The 23,304-nt window shown below is 41.5% G+C and carries 24 protein-coding genes; all 24 read right to left on the minus strand.

Annotation, left to right across the window (positions count from 1 at the left end):
* Positions 1-11: 11 nt before the first annotated feature.
* Positions 12-746: a DNA repair protein RecO gene (recO, locus tag ACKVDP_RS09430; RefSeq protein WP_409228579.1), complete on the minus strand. Its 735-nt coding sequence runs from the start codon at positions 744-746 to the stop codon at positions 12-14.
* A gap of 11 nt (positions 747-757) precedes the next feature.
* Positions 758-1,642 carry a GTPase Era gene (gene era, locus ACKVDP_RS09435; protein ID WP_409228580.1) on the minus strand — a complete coding sequence of 295 codons (885 nt, stop codon included), beginning with the start codon at positions 1,640-1,642 and terminating at the stop codon, positions 758-760.
* Positions 1,635-2,051, minus strand: a complete 417-nt coding sequence (locus ACKVDP_RS09440) for a cytidine deaminase (protein WP_409228581.1) — start codon at positions 2,049-2,051, stop codon at positions 1,635-1,637. Before ACKVDP_RS09440 ends, era begins: the two co-directional genes overlap by 8 nt.
* Positions 2,052-2,064: 13 nt before the next feature.
* Complete coding sequence (locus ACKVDP_RS09445; RefSeq protein WP_409228582.1) at positions 2,065-3,120, minus strand: DUF3048 domain-containing protein; 1,056 nt, start codon at positions 3,118-3,120, stop codon at positions 2,065-2,067.
* A gap of 10 nt (positions 3,121-3,130) precedes the next feature.
* Positions 3,131-3,835: a diacylglycerol kinase gene (locus ACKVDP_RS09450; RefSeq protein WP_409228583.1), complete on the minus strand. Its 705-nt coding sequence runs from the start codon at positions 3,833-3,835 to the stop codon at positions 3,131-3,133.
* 16 nt (positions 3,836-3,851) lie between these two features.
* Complete coding sequence (ybeY, locus tag ACKVDP_RS09455) at positions 3,852-4,298, minus strand: rRNA maturation RNase YbeY (protein ID WP_409228584.1); 447 nt, start codon at positions 4,296-4,298, stop codon at positions 3,852-3,854.
* Positions 4,299-4,313: 15 nt separating this feature from the next.
* Entirely contained in the window at positions 4,314-6,353 is a 2,040-nt protein-coding gene (locus tag ACKVDP_RS09460) for an HD family phosphohydrolase (protein ID WP_409228585.1), read from the minus strand.
* Between the two features lie 31 nt (positions 6,354-6,384).
* On the minus strand, positions 6,385-7,353 hold the full coding sequence (locus ACKVDP_RS09465) for a PhoH family protein (protein WP_409228586.1): 969 nt from the start codon (positions 7,351-7,353) through the stop codon (positions 6,385-6,387).
* 244 nt (positions 7,354-7,597) lie between these two features.
* Positions 7,598-8,143, minus strand: a complete 546-nt coding sequence (locus ACKVDP_RS09470; protein WP_409228587.1) for a hypothetical protein — start codon at positions 8,141-8,143, stop codon at positions 7,598-7,600.
* 11 nt (positions 8,144-8,154) lie between these two features.
* The gene (gene floA, locus ACKVDP_RS09475) at positions 8,155-9,135 is read right to left on the minus strand and encodes a flotillin-like protein FloA (protein ID WP_409228588.1); all 981 of its coding nucleotides are present in this window, start codon (positions 9,133-9,135) and stop codon (positions 8,155-8,157) included.
* A gap of 1 nt (position 9,136) precedes the next feature.
* Positions 9,137-10,429 (minus strand): NfeD family protein, encoded by a 1,293-nt coding sequence (locus ACKVDP_RS09480; RefSeq protein WP_409228589.1) that lies wholly within the window; start codon positions 10,427-10,429, stop codon positions 9,137-9,139.
* A gap of 83 nt (positions 10,430-10,512) precedes the next feature.
* Positions 10,513-10,956 carry a GatB/YqeY domain-containing protein gene (locus ACKVDP_RS09485; RefSeq protein WP_409228590.1) on the minus strand — a complete coding sequence of 148 codons (444 nt, stop codon included), beginning with the start codon at positions 10,954-10,956 and terminating at the stop codon, positions 10,513-10,515.
* 15 nt (positions 10,957-10,971) lie between these two features.
* Entirely contained in the window at positions 10,972-11,154 is a 183-nt protein-coding gene (rpsU, locus tag ACKVDP_RS09490; RefSeq protein WP_409228591.1) for a 30S ribosomal protein S21, read from the minus strand.
* A 106-nt stretch (positions 11,155-11,260) separates the two neighbouring features.
* A complete protein-coding gene (locus tag ACKVDP_RS09495) occupies positions 11,261-11,599 on the minus strand; it encodes a histidine triad nucleotide-binding protein (protein WP_409228592.1) in 339 nt (112 codons plus the stop codon).
* Between the two features lie 33 nt (positions 11,600-11,632).
* Positions 11,633-12,934, minus strand: coding sequence for a tRNA (N(6)-L-threonylcarbamoyladenosine(37)-C(2))-methylthiotransferase MtaB (gene mtaB / locus ACKVDP_RS09500; RefSeq protein WP_409228593.1), 1,302 nt, complete (start codon positions 12,932-12,934; stop codon positions 11,633-11,635).
* Entirely contained in the window at positions 12,934-13,677 is a 744-nt protein-coding gene (locus ACKVDP_RS09505; protein ID WP_409228594.1) for an RsmE family RNA methyltransferase, read from the minus strand. Before ACKVDP_RS09505 ends, mtaB begins: the two co-directional genes overlap by 1 nt.
* Positions 13,677-14,597 carry a 50S ribosomal protein L11 methyltransferase gene (prmA, locus tag ACKVDP_RS09510; protein WP_409228595.1) on the minus strand — a complete coding sequence of 307 codons (921 nt, stop codon included), beginning with the start codon at positions 14,595-14,597 and terminating at the stop codon, positions 13,677-13,679. The genes ACKVDP_RS09505 and prmA overlap by 1 nt, the downstream gene beginning before the upstream one ends.
* Before the next feature lie 126 nt (positions 14,598-14,723).
* On the minus strand, positions 14,724-15,851 hold the full coding sequence (gene dnaJ, locus ACKVDP_RS09515; RefSeq protein ID WP_409228596.1) for a molecular chaperone DnaJ: 1,128 nt from the start codon (positions 15,849-15,851) through the stop codon (positions 14,724-14,726).
* Positions 15,852-15,955: 104 nt separating this feature from the next.
* The gene (gene dnaK, locus ACKVDP_RS09520) at positions 15,956-17,773 is read right to left on the minus strand and encodes a molecular chaperone DnaK (RefSeq protein WP_409228597.1); all 1,818 of its coding nucleotides are present in this window, start codon (positions 17,771-17,773) and stop codon (positions 15,956-15,958) included.
* Positions 17,774-17,791: 18 nt separating this feature from the next.
* Positions 17,792-18,346 (minus strand): nucleotide exchange factor GrpE, encoded by a 555-nt coding sequence (grpE, locus tag ACKVDP_RS09525; protein WP_409228598.1) that lies wholly within the window; start codon positions 18,344-18,346, stop codon positions 17,792-17,794.
* 6 nt (positions 18,347-18,352) lie between these two features.
* Positions 18,353-19,384 carry a heat-inducible transcriptional repressor HrcA gene (gene hrcA / locus ACKVDP_RS09530; protein ID WP_409228599.1) on the minus strand — a complete coding sequence of 344 codons (1,032 nt, stop codon included), beginning with the start codon at positions 19,382-19,384 and terminating at the stop codon, positions 18,353-18,355.
* 128 nt (positions 19,385-19,512) lie between these two features.
* The gene (gene hemW / locus ACKVDP_RS09535) at positions 19,513-20,649 is read right to left on the minus strand and encodes a radical SAM family heme chaperone HemW (RefSeq protein ID WP_409228600.1); all 1,137 of its coding nucleotides are present in this window, start codon (positions 20,647-20,649) and stop codon (positions 19,513-19,515) included.
* Between the two features lie 65 nt (positions 20,650-20,714).
* Complete coding sequence (gene lepA / locus ACKVDP_RS09540) at positions 20,715-22,523, minus strand: translation elongation factor 4 (RefSeq protein WP_409228601.1); 1,809 nt, start codon at positions 22,521-22,523, stop codon at positions 20,715-20,717.
* Between the two features lie 49 nt (positions 22,524-22,572).
* Positions 22,573-23,124: a signal peptidase I gene (lepB, locus tag ACKVDP_RS09545; protein WP_409228602.1), complete on the minus strand. Its 552-nt coding sequence runs from the start codon at positions 23,122-23,124 to the stop codon at positions 22,573-22,575.
* Between the last annotated feature and the right edge of the window lie 180 nt (positions 23,125-23,304).

The raw sequence follows: 23,304 nt of genomic DNA on the forward strand, positions 1-23,304 counted from the left end.
GTAACCCATGTCTAGAATAGGCCTTGTTTTATCATGGACAATGACTTCATTTCCCTTACATCCAGGTTGTACAACAGGTAATCAGACATCCTGTTGTGAATACGCCAGAGGGTATTATCGTCAATGTCGAGAAATTGAACATCTTCCAGCTTTGACATCAGCAGATGCTTCATCTGCTGAACCTCCCGGTCTGAGACGGGATATCTGGACTGACCACGACAATTAGTACAAACCAAGCCTCCCTTGGTTTGGTCAAACTCCCATGCTAGAGAGCTTTTCCCTCCACAGGTGACACATCCATCCAGATGGGGCCTGTAGCCTATAAAGCTTGAAAACTTAAGCTCATAGGCAACCATTAAAGGTAGAATGTTTTTTAAGCCCTTCATGGTTCTGATAAACTTTTCCAAAAGCTCAAACAAAACCACATTCTCTTCCTCCATAGGTGTTGACTTGTCTAGGAGCTCCAATGCATAGAAACCAAACAGCATCTTTTCCATGGAGTCGCGAATGGTATAGAATGAATCTATCAGGTCAACGCTCTCTATATAATGAAATGTCCTTCCCTTTCTGAGCTTCCAATTGCTTAATGCAAACACTTCTGTTGAGGCCATAACCCCTGACTTTGGTCTTAGGGCACCCTGAGCCAATACAGAGACCTTCCCCAGCTCCCTTGTATAAATGGTGAGAATCTTACTGCTCTCTTTGTATTTCATTCCTGATATGACTATCCCATTTGTCTCTGACATATTATACCTTTCTATTTATAGCCAAAATATTTCACCTTGTTCGCTTTTTCTCTCCAGTTCTTCTCAACCTTTACCCAGATTTGAAGATTTACCTTGCTGCCCATAAGTTTTTCGATGTCCTCTCTTGCCTGCTGGCCAATGGTCTTTAGCATCCTACCGTTTTTGCCTATTATCATGCCCTTGTGTGAATTCTTTTCACAATAAACATTTGCAAAAACATCGATCAATTCCTTGTCCTCCCTCTGGACAATCTTATCTATATCCACATATATTCCATGAGGGATTTCATCCTCCAGATTCACAAGAGCCTTCTCCCTTATTATTTCAGAAATGATAAACCTCTCAGGCTGGTCCGTTATCATATCATCCGGAAAATACTGAGGCCCTTCAGGAAGCATTCCCTTCAACACTTCAAGGTATCTTTCAATGTTCTCATTGTTCAATGCAGAAATTGGAATTACGTCCTGAAACATTCCCATTTCCTGGTATTTTTTTACAAGTTTATCAATTTGGTCCTTGGTCAGCTTGTCAGTCTTGTTGATCAGTAGCACAATCGGTGTGCTTATTTCCTTGAGCTGCTCCAAAATATAGCTGTCAAGCTTACCCGTCTCCATGCTTTCATCAACCATAAAGGTTACTATATCAACCTCTTCCAAGGTAGTTCTTGAAATCTTCAGCATGTAGTCCCCAAGAATATTTTTGGGCATTTGAATTCCAGGTGTATCGAGAAATACAATTTGAAAATCATCCCCCGTATAGACCATCTGTATTTTGTTTCTGGTAGTCTGAGGCTTGTCGGAAATAATTGAAATCTTTTCTCCAATCACTTGATTGAGAAGTGTTGATTTCCCAACATTTGGTCTTCCTACAACGGTTATGAATCCCGATTTATACATTTTTTTCCTCCTTATCTGCCGACTTCAGGTCTTCAGGTCCAAAGCTATGAGGCAACAGTTCATCCAAATCGTATTCCCTGTAATCCTCCTCTGAATTGGCAATTATTACAGTTGCGTCTTTTCCGAATTCACGAATGACCTGTCTGCATACACCACATGGATACGTGTGGTTGGCGTCTCCTACGATTGCAATCGCTTTAACCTTTAAGTGTCCCTCAGAAACCGCCTTGAATATTGCAGTTCTCTCGGCACATATGGTAGGTGAATATGAAGCAATTTCTATGTTGCATCCATCATATACCTCATTGTCCTCAGTCAGGATGGCAGCACCTACATGAAACCCTGAATAGGGAACATATGCATTCTTCTTTGCCTTCAAGGCTCTTCTGATCAGTTCTTTCTTATCCATTCCAAAACTCCTCTTATTCAATAGTAATTGATGTCCCTGGCTTAACAACCTGAATCCAGGTTGTCCCCGGGGATAATCTGATTTCTTCATTATCCTTGTTCAGATACAGTATTTTTGCCTTTCTGTTATCTTTTACCCATTTTATATCCTCAACTACCCCATGTGAGATAAATTTACCCTCTCCCTGACCTTCCATGGTAATTCCAAGTCTTCCTTCCTTATCCAGTACCCGCATGGAGTTCTCCTGAATTATAATATTATCGGCATAAAGTCCGCTTTCATCTGATTCATCCACATGTCGAGTCCCTTCCTTATATCTTTCATACCTTTGTATTTCGGGATCATAGATATATCTGGTATTGTTTTCATCATTATATGTAATTAGTATGTCTTCTGCTCTTTCACCTGATCTGGGTAAGGATTCCATATCAAAAACAAAACCTTCAAATTCACTGTTTTCCCTGTATCCTCGATCCTCCTGCACCTGTCTGAGAACCTCCATGCTGGAGTACATATTGTTTGGTGCCCGTTTGTGGGACATCCTCCAGAATACCTTGTTTGAGCTGGTAAGACCGTCAATTTCAGCCATGTTAAGATTTCTTACATCAGCTTTCGCCTGTTCACTACCTCCCACATGAACAAAAATTGAGTCAAATTGCCATGCCATTGTAACGAAATAGGGTCTGGCACTTCGTATGGGACCCAGTGAATCCGGTGAATTTATAAGGTACAAACCAAGATATCTGGTATAGGGTCCCTCTACAGGAAACTCATATATTACCTCAGCATCCTTTAAGCCTGACTGCCATTTCGCTTTTGGGTGGTTGTCAAAAACCACTGATATGACCCTGCCATTTACCAGTTCCTCAGCTGCATAAATTCCACTTAGTGGTGATGGTATTCCCGTTGGCTCTGGCTCAGGTTCCTCTACAGGCTCAGGTTCAGGCTCTACAACAGGTTCCTCTATTGGTGTTTCAACAGGTGGAACAGGTTCCTCCTGTCTGCAGGCAGTAAAGCCCATGCTTAACATTACCACCATTATCAGTGCAATCATCCTTCTTATGTCCATTTCCTTCCTCCTAACCAATTATCTGAAATATGAGAATACCCACTAGTATGCCAAGTATTCCTCCTATGATTGTCTCCATTGCTGAATGAATCTTGCCCTCGACACGGCTTTCCGCTACCAGAAATGCCAATCCGAAAACCAGTGTTATTATGAGAAGGTTTTCTGATAGTATTGACACTATTGTGGCTATGCAGAATGCAACTGCTGAATGTCCGCTGACTACTCCACCCTGGAAATGGGTGCCATGTCCTTTATAGAATTTAGATTTTAAACCCACAGTAAGTAGTGCAACTAATATGAGTGCAACAAAGGTAAGGTGTATTGGAGAATTTCTTATCTTTATCAAAACAAGTTCCTTAAAGGGATTGAGTCTCTCAAAAAACATTAGATATCCTACTATGACTGCATTGAATGAAGCTATAAGTACCGCCCCCGCCGACACATCCTTGATTACCCTTGCCAAGGGGTGGTATTCTCTGGTTATCATGTCAATTGTCTTTTCGATTGCAGTGTTTATCATTTCAAGCACTACAACCAGGACCACTGTAATCAGAAGTATCATAAACTCAACCCTTGACAGGTTAAACAGTGTGCTAAGTCCTATTACAGTTATTGCTGCTATATAATGTATCCTTAAGCTTTTTTCAAGCTTCATAGCCGACATTATCCCTGATACTGCATAATTGAAGCTATCGATAAAATCCTTGACCTTCATCAAATACACCTCCTGGCTACTTGAAAATTTGGAGCTCCTTCATAATTGCCTTTTCCTTTTGTCTCATTGTTGATTTATCATCATCAGTCATATGATCGTAACCAATTAGGTGTAAGGTGCTGTGGGCGGTAAGGTATGCCAGCTCTCTTTCAACTGAATGACCAAAATCTTCAGCCTGCTCCATTGCCCTTTCCACTGACAATACAATGTCCCCAAGAATTCTAACTCCAGTTTCAAATTCATCATCAAAGGGAAATGACAAGACATCCGTTTCCTTGTCAATGTTTCTGAACTGATTGTTCAAATCCCTGATTTCCTCGTTTGTGACAAAGGAAACACTTATTTCATAATCAAGCGACATGCCCTCCATCATCAAGGTCGTCTCTATTACCTTTTCCAGCAACTCCTCTGTAGATTTTCCCAACCTGATTTTGTTCTGCCTATTGTCGAATAGAACTTCCATCTTTCTCTCCTTTGCTTATGACTTTTCCGGGTACTCAATTCTTTCATGGTATATTCCCTTTAGCACCGAAATAAAAGTATTCTTGACAGTATTGATTTCTTTTGTGGTTATTGGTGAATGGTCCAGCTGCCCGTCCTCAATTTTCCCCTTGATTATTCTGCCTACCATCAGTTCGATAGCGGTTTCATCCATGTTCCTTATACTTCTGACAGCGGCTTCTACTGAGTCTGCAAGCATCACAATTGTGGCTTCCTTGGATTTTGGTTTTTGGCCACCGTATCTGAATTTATCCTCTGGCAAGGTTTCCCCGTCCTTTGAGGCCTTGTGGTAGAAATAGGACATTAGGGTATTTCCATGATGTTGATCAATTATATCCATAATCTCTCTCGGCAACTTGGTTTCCTTGCCCAGCTTCATACCGTCCTCCCAATGGGAAATTATGATTTCAGTACTCTGTATAGGCTCCATCTGATCATGGGGATTTTCAATGCCAAACTGATTTTCCTTGAAGTAGGAAGGTCTCTTTAACTTCCCAATATCGTGATAATAGGCCCCTGCCTTTGCAAGAAGAGGATTTGCTCCTATTGATGAGGCAGCTGCTTCAGATAGACTTCCGACTATGAGGCTGTGATGATAGGTACCTGGAGCTTCTGCAAAGAGTCTTCTGAGCAAGGGTTGATTGGGATCTGTTAGCTCCATAAGCTTAAGAGGTGTCAACACCTTGAAAACACTTTCCCAAAGGGGCAATGTCCCAAGTGAAACAACTCCTGAGACCAAGCCTCCAATAATTATGGCTCCCCCATTGATAAGTATGTTCCTGGTGGTTATCTCCCCTAGAAAATAATAGCCCAGATAAAATATAAAGCTTATGGCTCCCATATAAATACCATTAAGAAGTACTCTATGCCGTTGATTCTGATGCAAAAGTAAAATGATTCCAGCTGAATTTCCTACTATCATTATTATTGCAAGCTCTCCCGGTATGCTCCATAAAAAGTAGAGCATATACACCAGCACCAGATTTGATATAATGGCTAGACCAGGTCCAACAAGCAGAGTTGCAATTATTGAATTAAATGCTGACGGTATCAAATAAGGGGATACGGTTTCCATTGCCTTGCCAAGAAGAAAAGTTATCATGAACAAGGTGAACATCAGATAAATCAGTCTCCCATTTAGAATTTCCGGGCTAAAATACTTAATATATAGAATCATCGCAAGCAATGGTAGCATTAATTGAATCCATATTCCTATATACCTTGTCCAGGAGCGTGAACCCTCTTCGCCAAGCTCAGCCAACCTAATGATTCTCATCTGTTCTGAGGAAATAGTCTCTCCCTTTCCCACAATTAATTCATTTTGCTCAATCACCACAGGTCTTATGCTTTCTCTGATAAGTTCCATTTGCCTTTCTGTCGCAATGGTATCAACAAACTCATTTGGCTCCATGGCACCCATAAGAATACTAGAAATCAGTAGCTGTTCCCCCTCCTGAAGATTCAATGAACTGACTATGCCATCAATTTCCATAAGTCTGTAACCAAGCTCGTCTTCTTTTATTCCCTGGGCCAGCATTTGTGTGAGAATATCTTCTGATATTGCCTCAACAGTGTTTAGACTGGAAAAAGTAGACTCTATAGCAATTCCATGAACATCAGATGAAAGATCAAGGGGACTGACGGTTTCAAGCTCATCTATTCTTGAGCTTACAGTCAAATTGTTTCTAAGCTTAATGTCCCTAACCAGATCCAGGTATCCTGAAACCTTTGCCTTTGTAGTAATTTGAACAGTAGGTGATATCCTGTATACTGCCTCCATATTGGCCAATGATTCCTCCACCTGAGATTCGTAGGCATCTGTGTCTTCAAGTGCAAAAGGAGCCCTTATATCCTCTGGAGCCTTTTGACCAATCTTCAAATTGGCTTGGGAAAATTGTGATTGCGTCACAGCAAAAATAAAAAGAGGCACAAAAAATAACAAAAACACTGTTGTTGCTCTTCCTATCCTTTTGCCAGTTCCCATACCATTAAAGAAGGTTTTCAATACTTTAAGCATATACCACACCCGCCTCGGTCAAGTTTTCAAACTACTTCTTGCTCTCATGGATTTCATAAGCGTTTATAATTCTTTGCACCAGTGGATGCCTAACAATATCCGCACTTGTCAGATTGATAAAATCTATCCCCTTTACATCCTTTAATATTCCCATAACAGTCTTAAGACCTGATTCCTTTCCTCGGATAAGATCTATCTGTGTTATATCTCCAGTAATAATGGCTTTGGAACCAAATCCTAATCTGGTTAGGAACATTTTCATTTGCTCGTTTGTTGTGTTTTGTGCTTCGTCCAATATTACATAGGCAGAATCAAGGGTTCTTCCCCTCATATACGCCAGAGGAGCCACCTCAATCAGCCCCTTCTCAAAAAATTTCAGATATGTGTCCACACCCAATATTTCAAAGAGAGCATCATAAATGGGCCTTAGGTATGGATCCACCTTCTCCTGTAGATCTCCCGGAAGAAATCCAAGGTTTTCACCAGCTTCCACTGCAGGTCTGGTAAGGATTATCCTGTTGACTTCCCTGTTCTTGAATGCCTGTACAGCCATTGCCATTGCCAGATAGGTCTTCCCTGTACCCGCTGGACCTATTCCGAAGACCACATCGTGTTTTCTAAGGGAATCGATGTACCTCTTCTGCCCAAATGTTTTAGGTTTTATGCTTTTACCTGAAGCAGTTATACAAACCACGTCATCAAGAAGTTCCTTTAGGCTGCCTTCCTTACCTGACTTAATGAAGTCAATGGCATAGTTCAGGTCCTGCTCCTGAAGGATATGCTGCTTTTGAACAATATATTTCAACTCATCTAAAAGTCTCATGCTCATTTCTACATTCTCAGGCAATCCTTGGACCCTTATGGCATTATCTTTTATTCTTAGCCTTATGTCCATTTTTTCTTCAATGGATTTTATATTTGAATCAAGGTTGCCAGCTATGGCTTTTATTGTTTTGTCATCATGTATTTCAATAAATCCCTCTTCATTGTTTAATGTCAAACTTATATTCCTCCCTAACCTCTGAAATTTGAATATCAATTAAATAAATCATACCATAGAAAGGTATGCTTTTCTATATATTTAGCTGATGTGTAACCATTTAGTAATAAGTGAAATTCCAAGTTCTCTCCCACTATATAAGAAGGGAAGCAAGTAAACCAAGGTAGATTTTACGATACTCATGCAGGGAAAATACTCGATCAAAGAAGTAGAAGCTTCTATTCGCAGCAAATGAAAAGAAGTCCTAAAAAGGACCTCTCTTTGTTTGCATGCTTTTAGGCTTGCCTAGTATTTCCGAGTAGACAATACCCTTGAGTATATCGTTCTTGATATCAAATATACCCTCTGGGGTTTTCTCAGCTTTTCCTGCTTCTTTTTCAGCAGCTACAGCACTTTCCTTAACTTCCTTTCCCGAAGCTGTTTCAATCACATCCTCGGTGGCATCCTCCCAGTATCGTCCTTCCCTGAAGGTGCGCATCTTCGACTTTTCCAGACGGCTATCAGGTCTTTCAACCTTTTGCCTTGACTCGCTGACCTTAGGTTTAACAGGGGTTTTCCTATCTGGATTCAGCTCATTTTCTATCTGAGACTTATAGTCTTCAAGCGCCTGTCTGAAGTCCTTCCTCCCGGTATTCATACGGGATCTGTCTCCCTTTGGTTGTTGTCTGTTCTGTACACTCCCCTGCCCGGATTTCCTTCTTGCCTGTTCAGCTTTTTTCTTGTCTCTGGAGCTTTTTAAAAGAATGTTGATTATGACCCAAAAGACCAGAATGATTATAGGACTATCCATTTAATCACTTCCTATTTTGTTTCTTTATCTTCGTCAGCTATCTTGGATATTGAATCTCTCATATCTGTATCTGCAAGTATGTTTTTCATATTGTAATAATCCATAACTCCAAGCTTTCCTTCTCTCAAGGCTTGAGCCAGGGCTTTCGGTACATCAGCTTCCGCTTCCACAAGCTTGGCATTCATCGCCTGAACCTCTGCCTTCATTTCCTGTTCTCTTGCTACTGCCATGGCTCTTCTTTCCTCTGCCTTTGCCTGTGCAATCTTCTTGTCTGCCTCAGCCTGCTCCATCTGCAATTTTGCACCAATGTTTCTACCTACATCCACGTCAGCTATGTCTATGGACAGTATCTCAAATGCAGTTCCTGCATCCAGGCCCTTTTCAAGGACTGTCTTTGATATGCTGTCGGGATTCTCCAATACATCCTTGTGAGAACTTGCACTACCAACAGTGGTAACAATACCTTCTCCAACTCTTGCTATTATTGTTTCCTCACCTGCTCCACCAACAAGTCTTTCAATATTGGCTCGAACAGTTACTCTAGCCCTTGCCACAACCTCTATACCATTTTTGGCAACAGCTGCAATTTGAGGCGTTTCGATAACCTTCGGATTTACGCTTACCTGGACTGCTTCAAGAACATTTCTACCAGCAAGGTCTATTGCTGCAGCTCTCTCAAATACCAATGGTATGTTAGCCCTTTGAGCAGCAATCAATGCATCCACTAGGGTGTTTACATTTCCTCCTGCAAGATAATGTGATTCCAGATCATCGATCTTAATGTCCAATCCAGCCTTTGTAGCCTTTATCATAGGATTGATTATTCTGCTTGGTACAACTCTTCTAAGTCTCATACCTATCAATGTTGTAATCTTTACCTTAACCCCTGCAAAGAAAGCGGTTATCCAGAGTCCCACTGGAACAAAAGTGAAGAACAGCATTAATAGAATAATGATACCTATTGCAATTGCGAGTGTGAAAATTAGATCCATTCTAAATCCTCCTTACAAATATTTTTGAACCTTCAACCTTGACGACCTTGACATTTGAGTTTTCAGGTATATAACCTGTCTCTGCCAATGCATCGTACTTCTCTCCATCTATAACGATAAAACCCGAAGGTCGAAGTTCCGATAGTGCAGTTCCTTCCTTGCCCATGAGATCACTCATGGTGTTGGTGCTTAGATATCCCCGTTCACTGTCCAGCTTATTGCTCAATATTATTCTGTTGAGAAACTTGCTCTTGTAACCATGTTTTACCATAACAACCGCCACCAATGTAGTTACTATAATAGCTATGCTCAATGACAGAACTGCTGCAGCCAGGTCCTGCATGGCCAACACTGTTCCAGCCAGCACAAATATCAAACCACCTATACCAGGCAATCCAAATCCTGGAACCACGCCTTCTATCACAAGCAGGCCAAGACCCACAACAAACAGGATCAATGAGGTCCAGTTTGAGTTCCCAGCGAGAATATTCCCCCCAAAGTAAAGTCCAAATCCCATCAGAGAAATGGTTCCTCCCAATCCGAAACCTGGTGTCAGTATTTCAAGTACAAGTCCCACAAATCCTAGTGTCAACAGCAGGGTACTTATATATGGATTGGAAATATATTTTGACAACTTTACCTGAAGGCCTTCCTCCATGACCTCCACCTGGGATGCTTCATATCCAAAATACTCAAGTATTACATTGTAGTCACTTGACAGTATGTCTGCCAAACCAAGCTCATAAGCCTCCTGAGCAGTCAAATTGAGAAGCTTTCCACTGTCAACGACACCATCGATTGATATGTCGCTGTCAGCCATTGATTCAACCAACAGGGCATCCCTACCCCTGTACTGGGCTGTATCCCTGAGAACACCTCTCCACATGGAGAGTATCTTCTCCGTGTTTGGTATTGTCTCAGCAGATCCAATCACTGCATTCTCAGACATTGCTATATGCTCTCCGGCTATTGTCACAAGGACGCCTGCAGATGCTGCCTTGTTGTTGACAAGGGTAATGGTTGGAATGTTTGTCCCAATAATTACATCCTTTATTTTTATAGCTTCATCAACAACTCCACCATAGGTATCTATTTCAAATATTATCGCCTCCACACCGGACTCGTTGTTCAGTTCATTTACAACATCCCTGACGTAATTGTGGGTAGCGCGGTTTATTTCCCCCTGAATAGGTACAACATACACCTTGCCTGGGCCTTGTGCATTTGCACTTCCAGATGACATGAAAATTACAAATACGATTGTAAGAAATGCCAGAAACCTTATATTCTTCACATTTTCACCTCCAATTGAGTTCCACTGTTAATGTATACCCACAATTGTTAAAAGATAGCAAAAAAACCTGAGTTTAACTCAGGTTATTTTAGCAATTTTCTCACGGCCTTGTTCACCATGTTTCCATCTGCCATTCCCTTTACCTTGGGCATTGTGGATTTCATGACTAGACCTATATCTTTAATTGAGGTGGCTCCAATTTCTTCAATTGTTTCCTTCACGATTCTTTCCACCTCTTCTTCATTCAATTGTTCAGGCAGATATTCCAACAGAATCTCAATCTCCGATTCGGTTGTATCCACAAGATCCTGGCGTGAGCCCTTCTTGAACTCCTCTATGGCCATTTTCTTTTCCTTGAGTTGTTTAGAAATGATCTCAAGTATATCCTCATCAGTCAGCTCGATTCTTTCATCTACTTCTCTTTGCTTGACAGCTGCTCTGACCATAGTGACAGTATTCTTCCTTATAGTATCCTTGTTTTTCATGGATGACTTTAAATCTTCCATGAGTTTATCTTTAAGGGACATTAGTTCACCTTCTTATTAATACTTGGAATGTTTCTTTCTTCTCGCTGCTTCAGATTTCTTTTTTCTTCTTACGCTTGGTTTTTCGTAATGCTCTCTTTTCCTTACTTCACCTATAACTCCTGATCTGGCACATGATCTTTTAAATCTTTTAAGAGCGTTATCAAGAGATTCGTTTTCACCAACTTTAATTTCTGTCATCGATCCTTCCCTCCCCTCTCAACTACAAGAGTGTTACAATACTGCCAAGAGTATGGCTTGCACACTAAATAATTATACATTATCTAAATAATTATTTCAACTGTTTTTAACCTGGTGGCCACAACATTTCCCTTTTCCCAAGAACATGGAAATGAATATGGTCTACAGTTTGTCCTCCATCAGGACCACAATTGTTTACAACCCTGTATCCATTTTCAATTCCCAGTTCATTTGCAAGCTTGGGAATAAGATTGAAAATGTGAGAAATCAAGGCATTGTCCTCCTTACTAATCTGATCCAGGGATTTTATGTGTATCTTGGGCACAATCAAAAAGTGTACTGGAGCCTGTGGGTTGATGTCCTTGAATGCCACAACAAATTCATCCTCATGTATTAAATCACTTGGTATTTCCTTTTCAGCAATTTTACAAAATAGACAGTCCATAATTAACACCTCCTCATACTCCATATGAATGCTTTATATTAAGGTTCCCTCAATGAAAGAGCCTTTTGCAGCCTTTAGCCTGGTATCCCTTATCTCTCCAATTATATCATACTGTGATGGTGTCCTGACTCTAATATAATTTGATGTATAACCCTCATACACATTTAGGTCTCGCTTGGTATGCTCTTCATATAGCACGTCCTTGGGATTCTCAATGTATTTACCGTTGAATTCCTCTGACAGTCGATCTCCCAGTGCTATCAGGAGCTCACTTCTGATATTCTTGACCTCTCCATGGACCTGATTATCCATGGTGGCTGCGGGAGTTCCCTTACGCGGTGAATACTTGAATACATGTATCCTGGAAAAACCAATCTCCTCAACAAATCTCACGGTTTCCTGAAATTCCTGTTCCGTTTCTCCAGGAAATCCAACAATTATGTCAGTGGTAATCCCAGCATCTGGAAGGTATTCCCTAATCAACCGTACCTTTTCCCTGTACTCCTCTGTGGTGTATTTTCTGTTCATCCTTTCCAGAACAGTATCTGAACCACTTTGCAGGGAGAGATGAAAATGATCACATATCTTGGGACTTTTTGTCATTATCTCCATAAAATCCCTATCTATAAGGGTCGGCTCAAGGGAGCTAAGCCTTATTCTTTCAATACCCTCAATCAGACTGATCTTATCAATTACTTCTCCCAGAGATTCCCTCTTAAGGTCTTTCCCGTAGGATGCTACGTGGATTCCTGTCAGGACCACCTCCTTGAAGCCGGCACTGGCAAGCTTCCTGACCTCCTGCTCAATATCTCCGAATTCACGGCTTCTAATGGGGCCTCGTGCATAGGGAATTATACAATAGCTACAGAATTGGTTGCAGCCATCCTGGATTTTAACGAAAGCTCTGGTTCTTGACTTCAAATCATCAATATTTATCTTTTCAAATTTCTTGTATGTCTTCACCGGTCTGACTATATTTATCCTTCGCTTGGTCCGTTCAGCCTCCTCACAAAGCTCAACAATCCTGTTTCTCTCACTTGTGCCAATTATTACATCAACTCCCTCGATGGTTTCAACCTCTTCAGGCGAAACCTGTGAATAGCACCCAACTACCGCTACTATTGCACCAGGGTTGTTTTTCTTGGATTTCCTTATAAATTGTCTTGATTTTCTGTCTGAAAGATTTGTGACAGTACAGGTATTTATAACGTATATATCTGAGTAGTCATCTTCTCCTACAACCCTGTACCCATTCTTTTCAAACATTTCCTCCATGGCCTCGGTTTCGTATTGGTTCACCTTACATCCCAAGGTATGGAATGCCACTGAATTCATTAAATCACTCCTAAATCTCCATATTCATACTGTACAATGGCAGAAGCCACTATCCCTGCTGTTTCAGTTCTAAGTATCCTGGGCCCCAAGGACACAATCTTTGCACCCAAATTTTCCAGCAAGTCTATTTCTTCCTCCTCAAAGCCACCTTCAGGTCCAATGACTATATTGACCCTTTTTGGTGTCTCCAAGGATCTGAGAATCTCCTTGATTCCATGTTCATCTGACGCCTCATATGGCACTATTGTAAGACCTTCCTTCAGAAGTTCTCCTAATTCCCCCATTTGGACCACTGGATGGACCCTTGGAATCACATCACGCTTTGATTGCTTCGCAGCCTCCTGGACAACAGACTCCCATCTTTCCAGTTTCTTGTCCTGTTGTTTGTCATCCCTTAGCCTTACAACTGTCCTTGAAGTAATCAGTGGATAGAAGGATGATACTCCAAGCTCTGTAGCCTTTTGGAGTATGGTCTCCATCTTTGAACTCTTGGGAAGTCCCTGAAACAGGTTGATGCTAATACTAGACTCATGACTTCCCTCCAAAGGCTTAATTACCCCCGCAACCATGAGATTCTTGGTAATCTCCTTTATGGCACACAGATAAGCCTTCCCTTCAACAACTATTTCCAGCTTGTCACCTGAAGCCATTCTCAAGGCATCTCTTGCATGCTTTACATCTGAGCCTTGTATCTCTATATGTCCTACTTCATCAATTTTGTTTTCAGTAAAAAACCTATGCATCATATCACCATTTTTGATGTGATTGCAGCCCAGCCGTTCATGACTTCAACACCTACAATCTCATATCCGTTTTCCAGCAGGACTTCCTTAACCATGTCCAGCTTGCTTTCTATGATTCCTGAGGCAATAAATATTCCATCTGCATTAATATGATTTTTCAGCCCTGGTACCAGATCAACTATGATTTCAGCAATAATATTGGCTACGATAACATCCGCCTTTTCCTCTACCATGTGGAGCAGATTCCCTTCCTCAACCTGTATTGTCTCATCAACCTGATTGATGACTGCATTTTCCTTGGTGACCTTAACGCACATTGGATCCAGGTCCACAGCCAGCACTCTTCCAGCTCCGAGCTTTGCAGCTATTATGCCAAGTATTCCACTGCCACAGCCTACATCAAACACTGTCGAGGTTGGGGTTACATTTCTCTCAAGCGCCCTGGCACACATGACGGTTGTTTCATGGGATCCGGTTCCAAAGGCCATTCCCGGATCAAGCTCAATAACTATATCATCCTCTTCGGGCTGATATTCTTCCCATGAGGGTTTTATAACAATATTCCTACCTATTTTTGTGGTCTTGTAGTGGATTTTCCAGTTTTCAGCCCAATCGCTTTCATCCACCTTGCTGGTAAGGATTTCTCCAAGACCGTTCCTACGTATTCTTTTTGTGATTTCCTCCAAAATAGCATCCAGATTTTCTGCCTCAGAGTAGTAGGCCTTTATTATTATCCCATCATCTTTGTTTTCAAGAAGCTCCGGTTCAATGAAATCCCATGCATCCTTGGCCTTATCAAGCTCCACAATGTCATTGGGATCCTCGATTGTCAGTCCTGTGGCACCATTATCATATAAAATGCTGCTTACAAGGTCCTCATTTTCCGGTTTTGTTTTTATTATAACCTCCAGCCAGTTCATCGGATCACATCCTTATCTATTATTCAACATATTATACCCCAAAAATGTACACTTTTCCAGTATATAAAAAGCAACCACATTGGTGGTTGCTCCCAACTGGCCTATAGCCAGAATTATTATACCATACTACTGCTGAAATGCATCCTTGACCTTCTTGAAAAAGCCCTTCTTTTCAGGAACCATGTAATTCTCTCCCATTTCCTTGGAATACTCCAGGAGTAGCTCCCGCTGCTTATCTGTAAGGTCCTTTGGTATTATAACTTCAACGGCAAAAATCAGGTCTCCCCTGCCAAGTCCTCTGACATTTGCCACTCCCTTGTTCCTTAGCTTAAACCTACTACCGGATGGGGTTGCCGCAGGTATCGTATATCTTTCTGCTCCCTCCAATGTGGGTATCTCAATTTCCGCACCAAGGGTTGCCTGAGCAAAGGTTATGGGTACTGTTACATATAGGTTCGTTCCTCTTCTTTCGAAAACAGGATCTTCCTTAACAGAAATATATATATACAGGTCTCCCGGCAATCCACCTTTTTCTCCACTGTGACCTTCACCTCTGACAGTCATAACTGAATCATTGTCAACGCCAGCCGGAATATTGACATTGATTTTTCTGGTCTTGATTTCCTTGCCAGTGCCGTTGCACGTTTCACATTTTTCTTCAAAGGTTTCACCAGCACCATTGCACTGGTCACAAACTCCAACCTGAACAAACTGACCAAATGGAGTCTGCTGAGCATATCTAACCTCTCCGGAACCGTGGCATTTTGAACAGGTTTTCTTGTCAGTCCCAGGCTTTGCACCTGTTCCCTCACATGTACCACAGGTTTCATATCTCCTGACCTGAACCTCTTTTTCAACCCCAAAAACGGCTTCCTTGAATTCCAGCGTTACGCCTTGCTGTATATCGGCCCCTCTTGCAGGACCAGACCTTCTTCGTCCTGTACTTCTTCCGCCAAAACCACCAAAGACATCAAACAGGTCATCGAATATATCACCAAAGCCTCCAAAGTCTCCTCCTCCAGCCTGTGGATCTATTCCTGCGTGACCAAACCTGTCATAACGAGATCTTTTCTCCTGATCGCTGAGGATTTCATATGCAGCATTTACTTCCTTGAAATTCTGCTCAGCTTCTGCATCATTTGGATTTAAGTCCGGGTGGTACTTTTTTGCAAGTTTTCTGTAAGCCTTTTTTATATCATCCTGCGTTGCATCCTTAGATATATCAAGTATTTCATAAAAATCCCTCACTGCCATACACCAACTTCCATTAAAAATCATTAATCAAAGCTAAACCTTTTGGTTTAGCTTTGATTTTTGAAAAAGCCATTAATGACTCCCACAATATACTATTTCAAAATTTAGTCTTCGTCAACCACTTCATAGTCGGCGTCAACAACATCGTCATCCTCAGGAGCCTGTTGCTGCTCTCCCTCTTGGCCTTGAGCTGTTTCATACAATTTTTGTGAAATAGCATGGAACTCGTTTGTAAGCTCTTCGGTTTTTGTCTTTATGTCCTCTATGTCATCGCCTTCAAGGGCCTTCTTTAGAGCCTCAAGTTTTTCTTCAACCTTAGCCTTTTCACCAGCTTCAAGCTTTCCTTCAAGGTCCTTCAAGGTCTTCTCAGTTTGATATACTATTGAGTCACCATTATTTCTAACCTCTATCTTTTCCTTCTTAACCTTATCTTCCTCGGCAAATCGCTCCGCTTCCTTGACCTTTTCATTTATCTCATCTTCACTGAGCTTGGTTGAGGCGGTGATTGTGATCTTTTGCTCCTTGCCTGTTCCCAGGTCCTTTGCACTAACATTTACAATACCATTGGCATCTATATCGAAGGTGACCTCGATTTGTGGAACCCCTCTTGGTGCTGGTGGTATACCTGTAAGCTGGAATCTACCCAGCGTTACGTTGTCACTTGCCATTTGACGCTCTCCTTGAAGAACATGGATGTCTACAGAGGTCTGACTATCTGAAGCGGTTGTAAACACCTGTGATTTCTTTGTTGGTATTGTTGTATTTCTTTCAATAAGCTTTGTTGTAACTCCTCCAAGAGTCTCAATTCCAAGTGAAAGTGGGGTAACATCAAGAAGAAGAAGATCCTTAACCTCTCCACTTAGGACTCCTCCCTGAATTGCCGCTCCCAAAGCAACACTTTCATCAGGGTTAATATCCTTTTGAGGATCCTTTCCAATTAGCTTCTTAACAGCATCCTGAACAGCTGGTATTCTGGTTGATCCACCAACCAGCAATACCTTCTCAATATCAGATGCACCTACACCGGCATCCTTAAGAGCTGCCTTAACCGGCTCTATTGTCATATCTACCAGTCCTGATGTCAGCTCATCAAACTTGGCTCTTGTAATATCCATATTCAGATGTAGTGGACCTGATGCTGTTGCAGTTATGAATGGAAGGTTTATATTTGTTGACTTGGTTGTTGAAAGTTCTTTCTTAGCCTTTTCGGAAGCTTCCTTCAATCTCTGAAGAGCCATTTTATCAGATTTAAGGTCAACTCCATTTTCCTTCTTAAATTGATCTGCAATGTAGTCAATCAGCTTGTTGTCAAAATCGTCCCCACCAAGATGATTGTTTCCTCTTGTGGCAAGAACCTCAAATACTCCATCACCTAGCTCAAGTATTGATACATCGAAGGTTCCTCCACCCAGGTCAAACACCATAATCTTATGCTGTCCTTGCTCCTTGTCCAACCCATATGACAAGGCTGCTGCAGTTGGCTCATTTATTATTCTCTTGACATTAAGTCCTGCTATTTTCCCTGCATCCTTTGTTGCCTGTCTTTGACTATCCGTAAAATATGCAGGAACTGTGATAACAGCATCTGTAACTGTCTCACCAAGATAGCTCTCTGCATCAGCCTTTATCTTTTGTAGAATCATTGCTGAAATTTCTTCAGGGCTATAGGTCTTGCCATCCACCTCTTCCTTGTGGTCGCTTCCCATATGCCTCTTGATTGACAGAATTGTTCTTTCAGGATTTGTTATTGCCTGTCTTTTTGCAGTTTCTCCAACAAGCCTTTCTCCATCCTTTGTAAAAGCCACTACAGAAGGAGTTGTTCTGTTACCTTCAACATTAGGTATTATTACTGCTTCTCCACCCTCCATAACGGCGACTGCTGAGTTTGTAGTCCCCAGGTCAATTCCAATTATTTTACTCATCTGATATTCCTCCTTAAATTATTTTGATACAACGACCATACTTGGTCTGATAACTTTATCTTTTAAAATGTAACCCTTCTGCAAGACCTCTACAACCGTGCCTTCTTCCTCTTCGCTTTCAATAGCTGACACGGCATGGTGCAGGTTGGGGTCGAATTCCTTACCCAATGCTTCTATCTCATGGACAGAATTTCTTTCCAAAACTTCTATAAACTGTTTCTCAATCATTGAGATTCCCTTGTAAAAGCTGTCCTCACTATCATCCTGGGCAGCTATGGCCCGCTGAAAATTATCAATTACAGGCAAAAGATCCAGAATAATCGCTTCAATACCATAGGTTATTGAATTTTCCCTGTCTTTTTCAGTTCTACGCTTGAAATTCTGAAAATCAGCCTGCAATCTGGTCAACTTATTGTTCAGATCAATGATTTCATTTTCCTTTTCTTCCAATAAAGCCTTAGATTTAAAAATGGGATCATCCTCCTGTTCGTTCTGAGGAATTTCTGCCCCAGTGGATTCTTCCTCCAGCAGGTCCTGTTCATCCTCCCTGATATTTTTGTCTTCTTTTGTCATTTGCAATCACCTCTTAGCACTTCCATTATAGTTATTAATAATCTCGGAAATGTTATCCGAGAAAATTCTCAAGGTTTTAATCAACCGAAGGTAATCCATTCTGGTTGGACCGATAATTCCTATCTTACCCACGGTTTCTCCCTCCAGCTTGTAGGTAGCTGTTATTATGCTGCAATCCTTTAGGGGAGCATATATGTTTTCCTGGCCTATGCTTATGTGTACATCCCGTGATATGGAATCCATAAGCAGGATATTTAAAAGCTGGTCCTTATCCTCAATAAAGGACATTATGGACTTAACCTTATCAATATCCTTGTACTCAGGGAAGTTCAATAGCCTCCCTATCCCATCCGCATAAAGGTCGATGTCTTCCATGCTTTCTACAGACTTGTTAATGATGGGAATCAGTCTTTCGATTTCGTTTTTGTATCTATAGAACTGATTGAACATATCCTTCATTGATTCATTGTTCAATTGATTGAAGGATTTGTTCCTGAGCCTTTCGTTAAGCATATTGGTAATTGCCGTAAGCTGATTTTCCGGGATTGTCTGCTCTGTTTTAAAAACGGCATTCTTAATTAACCCATTTTCATTTACCAGTATCAGCAACACCTGATAATCGTCTATGGGTAGCAGCTGAACATGTTTTATCCTAGTCTCCTTTATCTGCGGTGACAAGGCCAAAGCCGTATAGCTTGTTATTTGCGAAAGAAGTCTGGCTGAATTTTGGATCAGCTGATCCAGTTCCTTGTTTTCTCTTTCCAGTGCATCCTTAATCTCTGTCTTCTGCCTTTTATTCATAGATTCCTTGTCCAGTTTTATAAAGCTGTCCACATACAATCTGTATGCCTTGTCAGATGGCACTCTTCCAGATGATGTATGTGTCTTGTTCAAATAGCCCAATTCCTCCAGATCAGACATCTCATTCCTGATAGTGGCTGAGCTGACTCCAAGGTCATAGGCTTTTGAGATTGTTCTTGAACCGATTGGTTCTGCAGTAGATATATAGCTGTCAATTATGGCGTACAAAACTCTCATTTTTCTGTCATCCAACATAGTATCACCTCTAAATTCTCCTGGATGATTGTTAGCACTCAACATCGCCGAGTGCTAATCCTATATATAAATTAACATCCTTACAGGTATTTGTCAATACTTTTTGACCCCTAAGGAAGAAAATCAATCTCAACCTGGTTGCTAAGATCCATGCCTTTTCGAGTTAGCCTTATGGTCCCGTCATCCAATTGAATCAGACCTGATTTTGTATGATTATTTATCACTTCTCCATATTTTCCCATAAAAGAAGTATTGAATCTTTTTTCATAATCCTCAATGGATATTCCCTCATTCAATCTGATTCCAAGAATCATATACTCCGCCTCCATAAGGTCCCTGGATATGGTTTCATCCCCTGCAATGGGAAGGATTCCCCTGTCCAGCTTATTGAAATAATCGCTGAAGTTTGATGAGTTCCAATATCGCCTGCCACTTATGGATGAATGACTTGACAAGCCCACACCAATATAAGGCCTTAATTTCCAGTATCCCAAATTATGCCTGCACTCAAAGCCTTCCTTTGCAAAATTTGAAATTTCATATTGTCTATATCCTCCAAATTCAAGTGAATCAATGGCAGTGTGATACATTACTCTCTCTTCATCTTCATCTGGCATACAGACCAGACCTCTGTTATACCACCTATACAATGGGGTGTTCTCCTCCAAAATCAGGCCATACATGGATATGTGCTCCAATTCCAAGGATATGACCTTATCCAGGGTCTGTAGAAAATCCTCAATTGACTGATGGGGAAGACCAAACATAATGTCTCCATTGATATTTTCAAAACCAGCTCTTCTAAGATTCTCCACCGTGGTTAATACCTGCTCTTCACTGTGTATTCTTCCAATTGTCTTGAGAATTCCATTATTCATAGACTGGATTCCAACGCTTGCCCTGTTAATTCCGGAAGCTCTGTAACTGATTGCCTTATCAACCGTTAGGGTTCCAGGATTTATCTCAATGGTAACTTCTGCATGAGTATCCAGGGAAAAGTCCCTTCTGACAGCATCCATAATGTCTGCTATTTTGTTTTCATGAAGAATAGAGGGTGTTCCTCCTCCAATGAAAATCGTTCCAATGTTTATATCTTCATAGGTATCAGATGCCATTGAGATTTCTTTAATGAGACGCTCCACATACCTGTCCATAAGATCATTGTTCCCAGGCACAGATGTGAAATCACAATAGTGGCATTTTCTTTCGCAAAATGGTATATGAATATACAGACCAGCCTTTTCCATGTTTTCCTCCTGCCATTTCAACTTAAATAAAGGAAAAGTCCCTGTGACTTTTCCTTTATTTTTAATTATTTCTCATCATATTTCAATACAGTCAGAAATGCTTCCTGGGGCACTTCGACAGATCCAATCTGTCTCATCCTCTTTTTACCTTCCTTCTGTTTCTCAAGCAGCTTTCTCTTTCTTGAGATATCTCCTCCGTAGCACTTGGCAAGTACATCCTTTCTCAAGGCACGTATTGTTTCCCTGGCAATGATCTTGCTGCCTATTGCCGCCTGTATCGGCACCGCAAACTGATGTCTAGGGATAACATCCACCAATCTTTCCGCAATTGTTCTGCCTCTTTCATATGCCTTGTCTTCATGTACAATCAATGAAAAAGCATCCACCAGCTCTGAATTGATGAGGATGTCCATCTTGACAAGCTCGCTTTGCTGATATCCCTTCAACTCGTAGTCAAATGAAGCATATCCTCTGGTCTTTGATTTCAGCGCATCGAAGAAATCATAGATGACCTCATTGAGTGGAAGATCATAATGAAGCACCACTCTGGTTTCCTCAAGATACTCCATATTCTTGAAGGTTCCCCTCTTGTTCTGGCATAGCTCCATGATTGCTCCCACATAATCTGTAGGTGTCATGATATTTGCAGAAACGATGGGCTCCTCCATATAGTGAATTTCCGCAGGTGCCGGTAGGTTCGAAGGATTCTGTATCTCCAACACCTCTCCGCTTGTCTTTGTAACCCTGTAGATTACACTTGGTGCTGTAGTAATTATGTTAAGGTCAAATTCCCTCTCCAATCTTTCCTGGATTATCTCCATATGCAGGAGTCCCAAGAAACCACACCTGAATCCAAATCCCAGTGCCACTGAAGTCTCCGGTTCGAATACCAGTGCGGCATCATTGACCTGAAGCTTTTCCAAGGCATCTCTTACTGTGTTGAAGTCCTCACCCTCTGCAGGGTAAATTCCACAGTACACCATTGGAATTACCTTCTTATATCCTGGTAACGGTTCTGCTGTGGGATGCTTCAAATCGGTTATTGTATCTCCAACCCTTGCTTCCTTGACATTCTTGATGCTTGCGGTGAGATAACCTACCTCACCAGCACTCAGGCTGTCCAGTGGAATATGTTTTGATGTATTGACTCCTACCTCAGTGACTTCAAAGCTTTTTCCTGTTGCCATCATCTTTACCATCATACCAGGCTTTACCTGACCTTCAAAAACTCTTATGTAGCAGGTGACACCCTTGTAGCTGTCGTAATATGAATCGAAGATCAATGCCTTCAAAGGTGCTTTTGAATCACCCTTGGGTGCAGGTACCTTCTTCACTATCTCTTCAAGAACCTGCTCCACATTCAGTCCGTCTTTGGCGGAAATAAGGGGAGCATCGTGACTTTCAATACCAATGATGTCCTCTATTTCATTAATTATCTCCTCAGGTCTTGCACTTGGCAGGTCAATCTTGTTTATTACGGGCAATATTTCCAGATCCTGGTCAATTGCCAGGTAAACATTGGCAAGAGTCTGAGCCTCTACACCCTGGGTGGCATCCACCACCAGCACAGCCCCTTCACAGGCCGCCAGTGACCGTGAGACCTCGTAGTTAAAGTCAACATGACCTGGAGTATCAATTAAATTGAAAACGTACTCCTGCCCATCCTTGGCCTTGTAAACAAGCCTCACAGCCTTAAGCTTGATTGTAATGCCCCTTTCCCTTTCAAGATCCATCTTGTCCAATACCTGCTCCTGCATTTCTCTGGACGTCAGCATCCCGGTCATTTCAATCAATCTATCTGCCAATGTTGATTTACCATGGTCTATGTGGGCAATTATGGAAAAATTCCTTATATTTTCCTGTTTTATATGCATGCTCTTCCTCCTAGTGTCTGATTTATCCATAAGACCTCCACAATGGAGGCTACTCAATCCTACCGAATCTATCATCGATTGGATAGTATCTGAATTGTGTTATTCCCTTGACCTTGTCCAGGGAAATTGTTCCAAAGTATCTGCTGTCCTTGCTCGCACCTTCCGCACGATTGTCCCCCAGTACAAACACATCACCCTCTGGTACGATCCATATGTTTTCCTGGTAGGTATGGGTGTATTGCTCACCCTGAATGTAGTCCTCAACAAGAAGGATGTCGTTTACATATACCTTGCCTTCATGAATTTCAATCTTGTCTCCTGATATTCCAACGACACGTTTGATGTAATCCTTTCCAGGACTGTCCGGTGCCTCAAGGACTATTACATCCCCCCTTTGCGGACCGTGAAAATACAGGGGTACCTTCAGGGCGAATAGCCTGTCCTGTTCATGCAAAGTGGGATACATTGAGTTCCCAAGAACATAGGTTGTGTTGAAGATAAAGGTTTTTATTATCAGAGCAATCGCAATGGCGGCCACTATGCTCTTGACCCACTCCACTGCCTCGTTTTTTTCTTTTTTTCTATGATTATTTTCGCTCATTACTGCGCCTCCTGGAATTGCTGCATCATTTTTTCAAAAGCACTTGATTTATATCCAAGAATATTATACCATTAATAAGCCTTAAATCAATGGCAAGTAGAATAATAATACTACATGGAAGTCATAAATACCAGTACATGGAGTGATTTTTCTCTTGCATTTTGATTTATGACATGGTAC

Source organism: Gudongella ferriphila (assembly GCF_046224405.1).
Taxonomy (GTDB): Bacteria; Bacillota; Clostridia; order Tissierellales; family Tissierellaceae; genus Gudongella.